The 12,582-nt window shown below is 64.3% G+C and carries 11 protein-coding genes; 7 read left to right on the forward strand and 4 right to left on the reverse strand.

Features of this window, described 5'->3' with window-relative positions; genetic code table 11:
- The first annotated feature begins 23 nt into the window (after window positions 1-23).
- Window positions 24-2,183, forward strand: coding sequence for an ATP-binding cassette domain-containing protein (locus CS006_RS07625; protein WP_165777290.1), 2,160 nt, complete (start codon window positions 24-26; stop codon window positions 2,181-2,183).
- 68 nt (window positions 2,184-2,251) lie between these two features.
- Here CS006_RS07625 and CS006_RS07630 read toward each other — a convergent pair whose 3' ends face one another.
- Window positions 2,252-2,968, reverse strand: coding sequence for a L,D-transpeptidase (locus CS006_RS07630; RefSeq protein WP_100511206.1), 717 nt, complete (start codon window positions 2,966-2,968; stop codon window positions 2,252-2,254).
- A gap of 158 nt (window positions 2,969-3,126) precedes the next feature.
- On the opposite strand from CS006_RS07630, the gene CS006_RS07635 reads away from it, so the two are divergent.
- From CS006_RS07635 to CS006_RS07645, 3 genes are all read left to right on the forward strand, one after another.
- Complete coding sequence (locus tag CS006_RS07635; protein ID WP_165777291.1) at window positions 3,127-4,416, forward strand: glycoside hydrolase family 3 protein; 1,290 nt, start codon at window positions 3,127-3,129, stop codon at window positions 4,414-4,416.
- Between the two features lie 118 nt (window positions 4,417-4,534).
- Complete coding sequence (locus CS006_RS07640) at window positions 4,535-4,807, forward strand: hypothetical protein (RefSeq protein ID WP_100511207.1); 273 nt, start codon at window positions 4,535-4,537, stop codon at window positions 4,805-4,807.
- Window positions 4,808-5,041: 234 nt separating this feature from the next.
- Window positions 5,042-5,779 (forward strand): Fic/DOC family protein, encoded by a 738-nt coding sequence (locus CS006_RS07645; protein ID WP_243386909.1) that lies wholly within the window; start codon window positions 5,042-5,044, stop codon window positions 5,777-5,779.
- Window positions 5,780-5,816: 37 nt separating this feature from the next.
- On the opposite strand, the gene CS006_RS07650 is transcribed toward CS006_RS07645, so the two are convergent.
- Complete coding sequence (locus tag CS006_RS07650; RefSeq protein WP_243386911.1) at window positions 5,817-6,776, reverse strand: DMT family transporter; 960 nt, start codon at window positions 6,774-6,776, stop codon at window positions 5,817-5,819.
- Window positions 6,777-7,017: 241 nt separating this feature from the next.
- On the opposite strand from CS006_RS07650, the gene CS006_RS07655 reads away from it, so the two are divergent.
- A complete protein-coding gene (locus tag CS006_RS07655) occupies window positions 7,018-8,292 on the forward strand; it encodes an alpha-amylase family protein (protein WP_100511298.1) in 1,275 nt (424 codons plus the stop codon).
- A 46-nt stretch (window positions 8,293-8,338) separates the two neighbouring features.
- Here the strand turns inward: CS006_RS07655 and CS006_RS07660 are convergent, their stop codons facing one another.
- Entirely contained in the window at window positions 8,339-9,166 is an 828-nt protein-coding gene (locus tag CS006_RS07660; RefSeq protein WP_100511209.1) for a histidine phosphatase family protein, read from the reverse strand.
- Window positions 9,167-9,366: 200 nt separating this feature from the next.
- Here CS006_RS07660 and brnQ point away from each other — a divergent pair, with 200 nt between their 5' ends.
- Window positions 9,367-10,773, forward strand: a complete 1,407-nt coding sequence (gene brnQ / locus CS006_RS07665) for a branched-chain amino acid transport system II carrier protein (protein ID WP_404801598.1) — start codon at window positions 9,367-9,369, stop codon at window positions 10,771-10,773.
- A 41-nt stretch (window positions 10,774-10,814) separates the two neighbouring features.
- Here the strand turns inward: brnQ and CS006_RS07670 are convergent, their stop codons facing one another.
- The gene (locus CS006_RS07670) at window positions 10,815-11,525 is read right to left on the reverse strand and encodes an SDR family oxidoreductase (protein WP_100511300.1); all 711 of its coding nucleotides are present in this window, start codon (window positions 11,523-11,525) and stop codon (window positions 10,815-10,817) included.
- A 198-nt stretch (window positions 11,526-11,723) separates the two neighbouring features.
- On the opposite strand from CS006_RS07670, the gene CS006_RS07675 reads away from it, so the two are divergent.
- A complete protein-coding gene (locus CS006_RS07675; protein WP_100511210.1) occupies window positions 11,724-12,512 on the forward strand; it encodes a sulfite exporter TauE/SafE family protein in 789 nt (262 codons plus the stop codon).
- The last annotated feature ends 70 nt before the right edge of the window (window positions 12,513-12,582 follow it).

The raw sequence follows: 12,582 nt of genomic DNA on the forward strand, positions 1-12,582 counted from the left end.
CGCCGGCGGCGAAACGACCGGCATTGCCGCCGAAACCCGCCGCAGGCCCGGCGATTCCCCCACGCCCGTCCGTCCCCGACGCGCCGACGGTCGAGTCGCCCGCACTGCCGCCGAAACCGAGCCTGCCCCTGCCGACGGCGAGGCGTGAGCGGAAGGCGACGTCCCCAAGCGATGACGCCGGCGCCACGATGCTGCGCCGGCGGGGCTCCGCCGTCTCCAGCCGTGCCAAGGTGGCGATGCCTCATACCGTGAAGGGCGTGTTCGACCCGCGGGGCGGCGGCAGCGGCACCATCGGCAGGGACCCCGCCTGCACCATCGTCCTCAGCGACATGCTGGTGTCGCGACGTCACTGCTCGGTGCGCGCGTCCCGCGACGGCATCGAGCTCACCGACCTCGGCAGCGCGAACGGCACCTATGTGAACGGCCGCCGCGTGGGCAAGGTGTGGCTCAAGGAGAACGACGTCGTGACGCTGGGCAACACCGATCTGGTCGTCACCGGTTCGGTGCTGCAGGCCCGCAAGTCGTTCATGAGCACCAAGTGCGTCTCCTGCGAGGGCATCGGCCTCACGGTCGGTCAGGGAGGCAGGGCCAAGCGTCTGCTGGAGGGCATCGACGCCACCTTCAACGTGGGCTCGCTGACCGCGGTCATCGGCCCGTCCGGAGCCGGAAAATCCACATTCGTCAAGATTCTCGCCGGCCTGGAGTCCCCCACCGACGGACATGTGGTCTTCGACGGCCACGACGTGCAGCGGGACATCGCGCTGCTGCGCAGCCGTATCGGCTTCGTGCCGCAGGACGACGTGGTGCACGGCAAGCTGCGCGTGGACGCGGCCCTGCAGTACGCGGCCAAGCTGCGTCTGCCCGGCTCGACCGCCTCGGAACGCACGCAGGTGATCGACAAGGTGCTCGACAACCTCGAGCTCACCGAGCACAGGAACACCCGCATCGACCGTCTTTCCGGAGGTCAGCGCAAACGCGTCTCGACGGCGATCGAGCTGCTCACGGAACCCGAGCTGCTGGTCATGGACGAGCCGACGTCCGGCCTCGATCCGGCGCTGGACCTGCGTGTGATGTCGATGCTGCGCAAGCTCGCCGACGAGGGGCGCGTGGTCGTGGTCGTCACCCACTCGCTCTCGTACATCCACGACCTGTGCGACAACGTACTTATGCTCGCCCCCGGCGGCAGGCCCGCGTTCTACGGGTCCGTCGAACAGATGGATGAGGCGTTCAAGGGCCGTGAATGGTCCGACATCTTCAAGGACGTGGCCGAGCATCCGACGCGCACGTTCAGCACGGCGCCTGCCAACCGGCCCAAGGCCGTGGTGCAGCGGCACGACGGGGAGAAGCCGCCGAAGCCACGACGCTTCCGTCAGTCGCTGACCCTGGTGCATCGACAGCTGCATCTCGTGGTGGCCGATCCGGGACTGCTGGTGTTCCTGCTGCTGTTGCCCCTCATACTGGGCGCGCTTTCGCTGGTGGTGCCGGGGGACCATGGCCTTGGCCTGGCGGACGTGAAGGACTCCCCCACCGAGCCGAACCAGCTTCTCGTGCTGCTGATCCTCGGTGCGAGCTTCATGGGAGCGGCGCTTTCCGTTCGCGACATCGTCTCGGAACGCCCCATCTATTTCCGCGAGCGCGCCGTGGGGCTCTCCCCGACGTCGTATACGCTTTCGAAGTTCGTGGTGCTGTGTCTCGAGACGCTGCTGCAGTCGCTGCTCCTGGTCATGGTCGTCGTCGTGGGCGGCAAGGACATGCCGAAGTACGGCGCCGTGTGGCGCAACGGCAGCACCGTGGAACTGGTGCTGGTGGTTTGGGCGACGGCATGGGTGTGCTCCATGCTTGGTGCCGTGGGCAGCTCCCTGGTGAAGTCCACGGAGCAGACGATGCCGCTGCTGGTCATTGTGGTCATGGCGCAGCTGGTGTTCTCCGGCGGCATGATCCCGGTCACCGACCGTGCCGGACTGGAACAGGTGTCCTATCTGTTCCCGGCACGTTGGGGATTCGCGGCCGCGGCGTCCACGGTCGATCTGAAATGGGCGATGCTCAACGCCGAGGACGATCCGCTGTGGACGCATTCGACGCAGCAGTGGTGCTTCGACATGGCGGTGCTGGGGCTCATGCTGCTGGTGCTCACCGTGGCGCTTCGCATCCGCATGGGCATGAAGCAGTCGCAGCGCGACTGAGATGACGGGGCGGGAACGGTTCGCCTCCCGCCCCGTTCCTGACGGATTCCGTCCGCACGGTTGATATTTCAGCCTATGGTGACCGGGGTATCGACGGGCAGCTGCTCATACAGCCATTTCGCGTCGGCCACCGTCAGTCGCACGCAGCCGTGCGAGGCGGGACGTCCGAGTTTCTCCGCCTCGGAGACGATGTAGCGCCCCTGCCTGTCGGTGGGTACGGAGTGGAACAGGTATTCGCCGTAGTTGGCCCATGACACCCAGTATTTCGCCCCCATGTTCTCGTTGGGATTGAAGAAGTCCTCGCCGCGGTTCTGCACCTTGAATCTTCCGGTCGGGGTGCTGCCCTTCATGCCGGTGGAGCATCGCATGGTGTAGACGACGGTCTTCCCGCTGAGGATGTAGGTCTTCTGCTCGGCGATGGACACACGTACATTCAGGTCACGCACCTTGCGCAGGTCGACGTGGGCGCCGCCGCTGGGCATCTGCCATGACGGGGTGGTCGGTTTCGGTGAGGGCACCGCCTTCGCGCGCTTCACCGAAGCGGTCGGCGTAGTCGTCCTTTTCTCCATGTCGACCTGTTCGACGACGGGAGCCGTGTCATCGAGCAGCGGCTCCGGCCCCTTGGGAATGACCACGGCGAGGGCCACCACGGTGACGATGCCGCAGGCGATGATCAGCGCACGCGTCGGCTTGTCGAACAGCCTGAGGAACGACGCGATCATCGACAATATGGTCCTGCGCGCCGGAGTCCTCTCCTTCGCATCGGAAATTCTGGGAAACACCATACTGCCACCTCTGCCATTCACATCGTCCGCCCTGATGATGCAGACGACGGATTCCTCTCTGTCTCGACCGTCCCCAGCGTATCACTGCAATCGGCTGCGGCGCCCGGGCTTGGCGACGAGCGCAATCCTTGGATTGGGGGCGTGCTATCAAGGGACGTATGACCATCAAGCGTTCCATCCTCTCCGGCCGCGACATGAGCGGCCGCATGCACGGCACTGCAGGGAGGCGTCTTGCTGCGGCGTGCGCGACGATCGGCATGCTGCTGGCCACGGCCGGCTGCTCCATGCCGCTGTTCCCGTCCTCGGAGGCAGCCCCATCGTCTTCGGCCGCAAAGCCGGCGGGCAAAAGCGCCGTTCCGTCTCCCAATGCGACCACATCGTCCCCGCGGGCGACCTCGCAGGATGCCGCCGACCAGGCGCGATCCATGGTGGCCTCCATGAGCGTGGAGGAGAAGGCCGGCCAGTTGCTGATGGTGCCGTTGTTCGCCGGCAATCCCGCCACCGACGTCAAATCCCTGGTGCAGGACAGCCATGTGGGTTCCGTCGTGCTGCTGGGCAACTGGAACGGCGGCACGACGTCGGTCGCGAAGGTCTCGAGCACGCTTCAGGGGTATGCGCCGGACAACGCCAAGCTGCTGATCGGCGTCGACCAGGAGGGCGGACAGGTCCAGCATCTCACCGGCAACGGGTTCAGCGACATGCCCAGCGCCGTGGAGCAGGGACGACTGAGCACCGATGCGCTGCGATCGTCCGCAGCCACATGGGGCAGGGAGCTCAAGTCGGCCGGCGTGAACGTGGACCTCGCCCCGGTGGCGGGGACCGTGTCGACGGCGAGCCGCAGCCAGAACGCGCCGATAGGCGCGCTCGACCGGGATTTCGGTCTTGACGCGGCGGGCAACGGCCAACATGCCGCGGCGTTCATCACCGGCATGAAATCGGCCGGAGTGATGACGACGGTCAAGCATTTCCCCGGACTGGGCGCCGTGACCGGCAACACCGACTTCACCGACCAGGGCATCACCGATACGACCACAAAGCTCGACGGCGGTCAGATCGAGGGATTCAGACAGGCGCTCGCCGCCAGGCCCGACATGGTCATGATGTCGCTGGCGACGTATCAGGCCATCGATTCCTCGCAGCCGGCGGCGTTCTCGAAGACCATCATCGACGACTATCTGCGCGCGAAGCTGGGCTTCCAGGGCGTGGTCACGTCGGATTCCGTATCCGCCGAAGCCGTCAGCTCCATCCCGGCGAGGGATCTCGGCGTCCGGTTCGTGGCGGCCGGGGGCGATCTCATCTGCATCGGCGACTACGAGAACGTGGGGCCGATCATCGACGGCCTGGTCTCCAAGGCGAAATCGGACGCGGCGTTCGCCCAATCGCTCGACCGGTCGGTACAGCGCGTGCTGACCCTGAAAATCAATGCGGGACTGGCGAAATCATCGTGACGAACCGGCCTGCGGGACACCATGGGAAACGAACATTCGCGCCATTCGATATGTTCGTTCCATACGTTACGATGATATGCGAATCATCAAGGACATCAAGAGTAAAGGAAGTGCGATCATGGCTTCTGACAACAACCTGTTTCTCGTGGTGAAGGTCGTCGACAAGGCCACCGGCGCGAAGTCCCTCGTGGGCGTCACCTCGGCTCTCGGCGATGCCGCACTGCTGATCGGCAAGGACCACCCGGACTTCAAGGACGCCAACATCAACTTCGTGGGAGAACGCGAGGAGTTCGGCGCCCTGCGTCAGCTGTTCAACCTGCCGTTCGACGACACCTATCTCATCTACAAGGTCCAGGCCGGCGCCGTGCTCGACCCGCTGCTGACCAAGTAGTCCCGTCGTCCATCCACCAGACGATAGACGACGGCCCGTATCCGGGCTATGAGAGGCGGCCGTTCCGAAAGATCGCGGAACGGCCGCCTCTCATATGCGATCCCCGTCGTACCTCATGTACGCATTCCATATGTGCCGACGTATCATACGCATGTTCCGGCATATGCCGGTCCCATGAATACGCGATGCACGGACGATATGGACTATTATCGAACTATGTTGCCAGCGGAACGAATGAGCGCAGTCGCTTTCGCCGCCACGAACTGCGCGCTCGAATCAATGACGATCAGCCCGCGAACGATGAGGCTCGCCCGATCGTATATGGACGGCAGGATGCCTCTTGACGAGTTCGTGGACAGAACCCCGTCCGACGGCGGGGACGATTTGGCGGACTGCGCGGACGCCGTCTTCGCCCGTACCATCCTATTCGCTGAACGGCCCGCCTCCCCCAGCGGCGACCTTGCCGAACTGCGCGCCATCCACCATACGTTGTTCGAGGGCATCCGCGTCGATGCCGGCATGCTGCGCAGGCGCGACACCGCACAGGGGGCATACAACGTCCGGGCGAACGACATCGCCGCCAATACGCAGGCGTTCTTCCCCGCGGCATTATTGGAGACGGGCGCGGCGAACATCGCCTCCGAACTCCACGAATCACGCAATCTCGCATGCCTGGACCGGGCGGATTTCGCCGAACGACTCGCCCACTTCTACGACGAGCTCGGCTACCTGCATCCCTTCGCCTACGGCAACGCCATGGTGCTGCGCATCTTCGCCTCGCGGCTTGCCCATAGCGCCGGCTGGGACCTCGACTGGCAGTCGGTCACCGGCAACGACTACAGGGATGCCAAACGCCGCGCATACACCGGTGATACGTCCGGTTTCGCGCACATGTTCGGCTCGATCGTCCGGCCGGCGAACCCGACCCGCGTGTTTCTGATCTCGGGATGGGATCAGGGACCTGCCCACTGAACGTTCGGCCGCCCCTGACGTCGTCCCGACGGCACGGTCAGCCTCGCGCCGGACGTTCACCGTCCGTCCGGCGCCTCGGCAGATGAAGCTCGCTGAGCAATATGGCGCAGAAGATGAGCGCGAAGCCGCATACCGTCGACATGGTGAGCCGCTCGCCGTAGAAGATGACGGACATGAGCACGCCGAAGATGCTTTCGGTGCTCAGGATGATGGATGCCTGTGACGTGGGCACGAACTTGATGGCCACGGTCTGGAATATCTGCGCGATGATCGTGGAGCCGATGACGAGGTATGCGAATCCGGCGACGAGGTCCCATCGCGCCCATCCGGGCTGCGGGGCTCCTTCAAGCAATGACGCGCCACCGAGGAACAATGCGGCGGTGAACACGAACTCCATGAACATCAGCGCCACCGGATCGAACTTCCTGGCGAGGATGCCCACGGCCACGAGGTTCGCGGCGAAGAAGAACGCACCGATGATGGTGTAGACGTCACCCGCGCCGATCTCGAGCACCCCCACGGCGGCGCCTCCTCCCAGGGAGACGAATCCGATGCCGACGATGCAGACCACGGCGGCGAGCATGTGCTGCCAGTTGGGCCGACGGCGGGTGATGGCCCAAATAAGGAACGGCACCATGACGCAGTATGTGTCGGTCAGGAACGCGTTGCGCCCCGGGGGAATGGTCTCAAGCCCCTTGAGCTGGAAAAGGAATCCCAGCCAGTAGGTGAGCGCCAGGATGATGCCGGGGACCACGAGCCTCCCCAGCCGGATACGCCGCAGGCGCGGCAGGAAGATGATGCCCATGATCAGGGCTGCGCTGGAAAGGCGGATGGCCATCATCCACTGCGTGGGAACCGTGGCTTGGATGTGCTTGAGGATGGTGTACCCGGATCCCCATACCGCAGCATTGACCAGCAGCATGAGTCGCGCGACATGGGGCGAGACCGCCTTCGGCCTCACGTCGTCCGCACCCGTCTGCATATCCTGCGTTGCCATCGTCGTTTCGTCCCGTCTCGCTCTATCCTCTGGGCCAGAGGCGATTATAGCGAATCGCCGGCCATGCCACGCGGGCGTGCGGCACGCGGCCGAAGCCCGTATCATGCGATATAGATTGGCTGCATGTTCGCCGGAACGACCCAGCGACACCGAACACAAGGGAGGTCCCATGACCGTCTCGAATACCGCATCGGATTCATCGGAGAAGACCGTGCCCCAGCCGCCGTTCGCCACGCATGCGATGCCCGATTGGGTGCGTCATGGCATCTGGTGGCATGTATACCCCCTCGGATTCGTGGGCGCGCAGATCCGCCCCGAAGGCGGACGCCGGTTCCTTGGACGAGGACTGGACGCATTGATTCCATGGCTCGACTACGCCCGTGACCTCGGCGTCTCGGGCCTGCTGCTCGGACCGATCTTCGAATCCTCATCGCACGGCTACGACACGATTGACCACATGCATGTGGATGTGCGCCTCGGCGGGGACGAGGCGTTCGATCGGCTCGTCTCCGCCTGCCATGGCAAAGGACTGCAGATCATCCTCGACGGCGTGTTCAACCATGTGGGCCGCGAGCATCCGGCGGTGAGGGCCGTGCTTGACGGCGACTCGGACGGCCCCTGGGCCGGACTGGTGAAGGCCCGCACCGGCGAGGACGGCAGACCCGTGCTGGACGTATTCGAAGGCCACGACCGCCTGGTCGACCTCAACCACGACTCCCCCGCCACCATACGGTATGTGGCCGAGGTGATGAATCATTGGCTCGACCGCGGCGCCGCCGGCTGGCGTCTTGACGCCGCCTACTCCGTGCCCCCGGGATTCTGGACGAAGACGCTGCCCGCCGTGCGCGAACGCCATCCGCATTCGTGGATCTTCGGCGAGGTGATCCACGGCGACTACGCGCAGATCGTCAGGGATTCCACGATGGATTCGGTCACCGAATACGAACTGTGGAAGGCCGTATGGTCGAGCCTGAAGACCCGGAACTTCTACGAATTGGATTGGACGCTCGGCAGGCACAACGGCTTCCTCGACGCGTTCGTTCCACAGACGTTCGTCGGCAACCATGACGTCACGCGCATCGCCAGCCAGGTCGGCGCGGACAAGGCGGTGCTTGCGCTCGCCGTGCTCATGACGGTGGGCGGCACGCCGAGCGTCTATTACGGCGACGAGCAGGGGTATACGGGCATCAAACGCGAATGCCTCGGCGGCGACGACGACATCCGCCCGATGTTTCCCGCCTCGCCCGACGAATTGTCGGCGCTGGGCGAGCCGATATATCGTGCGCATCAGAATCTCATCGGGCTGCGCCGACGCAATCCGTGGCTGGTCGAGGCCCGCACGCAGACGCTGCGGCTGGAGAACGAACGATACGTCTACCGTTCCGTGAGCGCCGACGGCGCGCAGGGCCTTGTCGTCGACTTCGACATCGCGAACCGACCGTCCGTCACCATCGCCGACGACGCCGGTACGGTGCTGTACCGATACGAGGGGCATGCGGGCGGCGGGACCATATAGCATCCAGCATTTGCGCCGCCCGCGCCCATGCCACCCGACGCCTCGGCTACTTCGCGTACTGTTCGAGATGCGGGTCGACGGAGTGGACCACGTCCACAAGGTCGCCGTTGCTGAGCATGGGCTTCTGGAACTCGCGCCATGGATCGACCTTCACCTCCCAGCGGCCGATTGCCTCGTTGAACACGGGGCGTGCGGTCTGCTCCCAGCGTACGCGCTGCGAGGTGCGGCCGGTGTTGGGGTCGCGCCGCGAATAATGCAGGCACGTGCAGTTGGTGATGGTCCATGCGTCGTCGGAGGTACGACGCAGGAACTCCTCGTCGGAGATGTCCTCCAGGGTGAGCATGAGCGCGAACATGAAATCGCCATGGGAGACGGCGACCACGGACTCCGCCTCGGCGCGGCGGTTGAGCGACGTAAGCAGGTTGTGCACGCGGTCCTCAGCCACGTCGGCGATGGATTCGCCGGCCGGCGGGCGCCAGTACAGGGGATCGGTGTGCTTGAACATCCAGTTGCGCGAATAGTTGGTGCGGAACTCCTCCTGGGTGATGGTGTTGATCTCGCCCCATGAGCGTTCGCGCAGCACGCGCGTCTCCTCCCACCGGGCCTTGGGCAGCGCCATGGTGGCCGCCGTCTCGCGGGTGCGCACGTATGGCGAGACCAGGTAACGGTCGAAGAGCGGCTGCTGCTCGACCAGCCACCGGCCGATGCAGTCGGCCTGCTTGCGGCCGGTGGCCGTGAGCCTCCAGGATCGGTCGGGGACGGTGACGTTGTCCTGCGTGTAGAGCGAATTGTCCCCTTGTTCTCCGGCCTTGACGATGACATTCGCCTCCGACTCGCCATGTCGGATGACGTACAGATCCAATGGCATTCCCATGCCGTATACCTCATTTCACATGTTCACAATGGTTACGTTCGAGGCACCGATGCCTCATCGTGGTATTCACCATAGCCGATGACCCGCATCCGTTCGCTACCGGATGATGGAACCCTTGGTGAAATTCTGGAAAAATCCGGTTGACGGCGACACGCCCGGTCGGGACAATGGGAAGCCGCTATACCGAACGAGGAGAGATGATGGCCAACACCACCGACAACCATGCCGAAACCGCCACCGCCGCATCCGGAAGGACCGCCCGGCTTGGCTCCAGGGCCCGCGTGCTGATGACGTTCACGTTCTTCTCCATGTTCTTCGGCGCCGGCAACCTCATCTTCCCGCCGTTCGTCGGAGCCCAGGCCGGCGCGATGACGCCGATGGCGGCTGCCGGCTTCATCATCTCCGCCGTGGGATTGCCGATTCTCGGCGTGGTGGCGGTCTCGCTCGCCGGCGGGTTCGAGCAGCTGGCGGGCCGAGTGTCCCCGAAATTCGCCTCGCTGCTGGGGCTCGCCATCATCCTGACGATCGGCCCGTGCTTCGCCATCCCCCGAACGGCGACCACGTCGTTCGAGATGGCGATCGTACCGTTCACCGGCTCGATGCCGCAAACGCTCTCATGGCTGCCCCAGCTCCTCTATTCCGCGACGTTCTTCGCCGTCTCGTTCATTCTTTCGGCACACCCGGAAAGGCTGTCCAAAACGCTGGGCCGTTTCATGGGACCGTTGCTGCTGGCACTCATCGCCGTACTGTTCGTGGCCTGCGTCGTCAGGCATTCCAGCGGATTCGCCGCACCGATGGGCGATTACGTCTCCGGTCAGGTGTCGCGTGGTTTCCTCGACGGATACCAGACCATGGACCTGCTGGCGGCACTGTATTTCGGCATCGTGATCTCGGCGAACGTACGTTCGCGGGGCATCGGCGACGAATCGCAGGTGCGCAGGGAGACGGCGCTCGCCGGCGTCGGCACCGGCATGCTGCTCATCATCATCTATGGCGTGCTGGCATATATGGGTGCGGCGTCCGGTTCGATAGCCGCAATCGATCCCGCGCACGATACGGGCGCCACGGTGCTGACGAATCTGACCGCCGCGTTGTTCGGCCCGTTCGGCACGGCGTTCGTGGGATTGGTGTTCGTCATCGCCTGTCTGAATGTGTGCACCGGATTGATCTCGACCTGCGGCACGTATTTCATGAACCGTTTTCCCGTCGTGGCGGGCCATCGCATGAAATACCGTACCTGGGGCGCGATCTTCGCCGTGTTCAGCTTCGTGGTGTCGAACGCCGGCCTGAGCATGATCATCAAGGTGTCGGTGCCGGTGCTTTCGGCCCTGTATCCCATGGCCATCGTGCTGGTGGCGCTGACGCTGACGCATCATGTGTTCGCCGACCGGTTCCCCCGCGTGTACTTCTGGACGGTGCTGCTGGTGGGCGCGGTGGCGGCGCTCGGCTGCATCGCCAGTCTTGTCGCCGTGTTCGGCGGCGCGCTGCCGTGGCTGGATGCGACGCTTGGCCTGCTGCCGTTGTATGACGCCCAGCTGGGCTGGCTTACGCCGGCCGCAGTGGGCGTCGTCATCGGCATGGTCGACAGCGTGATGCGGCGCCGCTGACCGGGCGCGCCGCCGGATCAACGGCGCCGGCAATCGGCGACTCAGCGGTAGTTTCGTTCGATGAGGATGTCGGAGACGGTGAGGTTGGCGTCGTTGACAAGATTGAACAGGATAACCTCCGCCAGCTCGGCAGGGCTCATGAACGAGTGCTGCTTCTCCAATGACACATAGTCGTGGCTGTCGCGGTAGAAGTCGGTGTCGATGCCGCCAGGGTACACGCCCACGACCTTCACGCTGCTGCCCTTGTACGCGGCCTTGAGGCTCTGCGTATAGCCCCTCTCCCCCCATTTGGTGGCGCAGTACACGGATTCGTTCGCATTGCCCCGGGTGGCGGCGGTGCTCATGACGTTCGCGATCTTGAGATCCCGCTCCCCTGTGACGCGCAGCGTCTCGACACTCCACAGAATCATGCCCCTAAGCCCTTTGAGACATTTGTCCACGTCAGCGGCCTCGTATTTCGCCGGTTCCTTGAACGACGGCTGGCCGGCGTTGTTGATGAGCAGGTCGATATGACCGATTCCGGCGATTTCGGCCACGGATTTCTTGACGAACAGTTCGTCGGAGACATCGCCGACGAAGCCATGGTACGAGTCGGCGGGGAATTCCCTGGCCAGTTCGACCTGACGCTCCTCGTTGAAGTCGATGCCGGCCACGAACCAGCCCCTGCCGATCAGCTGTCGGGCGAGCTCATAGCCGAGGCCCATGGCGCTGCCGGTGACGATGGCGAGTTTCTTTCCCGTGTTCGTGCTCATGTTGTTCCTTCCGTGGATGATCCTGATCACCGGATTACCGACCTTGGTCATCGTCCGGCGTCCATGCCGGTCGCGGCGGTTCCGCTTCGATGATAACGCCGAAGTCCACGTTACGGCCGGATATCGTCCGCACCGTTGCCCGACGATTATCATCGGTTGCGTTTCGTACTCATCCGACCGTTATCGAACAGGAGCGTCATGACCATTGCGGGAGTTTCGGCGGTCACCCTGCTGCTGGTGCTGATCGCAGGTTTCGGCACCGGTTTCATAGGGTATGCCACCGGTGCGGCGTCGCTGGTGTCCTATCCGTCGCTGCTGGCCATCGGCGTGCCTCCGGTATTGGCGGACACCACGAACACCGTGGGCATGCTGGGCACCGACATAGGCGGCCTGCTCTCCGCCCGCAAGGAGCTTTCCGGCCATCGCGCGCGAGTCATCATCTATGCGGTCATCGGTGTCATCGGCGGTGTAGCCGGCGCATTGCTGCTGATCGAGCTGCCGCCCGTCGTATTCGAGTATCTCGCCCCGCCGCTCATCCTGTTCAGCGCCATCACCATCGTGGCCGATCCCGGCAAACGCATCGCAAATGCGAATGCAACGGTTCCGGACCGAGACGATCCACGCCGTGATTCGTGGTGGATGTGGCTGGGCGTGGTGTTCGCCTGCGTGTACAACGGGTATTTCGGCGCGGGTGCCGGCACGCTCACCATAGCCGTGCTCGGGCTGGGACGCGTCGGGTCGTTCCATGAGATCAACGCGTTGAAGACCGTCATCGGATTCGGGTCGAACGTCACCGCCGCCGTGTTGTTCATCGCGCGGGGCACGGTGAACTGGCCGTACGCCATCGCCTTGGGCGCCGGCTGCTTCATCGGCGGTGCGCTGGCCCCTCCCGTCACCCGCCATATTCCCGCGAATATCATGCGCATGGTGGCCATGGTCGCCGGTGTCCTTCTCGCTGGGGTTCTGGGATGGAGCACCTATCGCTGACACTGCCGATGATAGAGGACACAAGCAATCGTATGAAACATACGGCAACGGTCCACGTTACGGTCAGACG

It is taken from the genome of Bifidobacterium primatium (assembly GCF_002802875.1).
GTDB classification, from domain to species: domain Bacteria; phylum Actinomycetota; class Actinomycetes; order Actinomycetales; family Bifidobacteriaceae; genus Galliscardovia; species Galliscardovia primatium.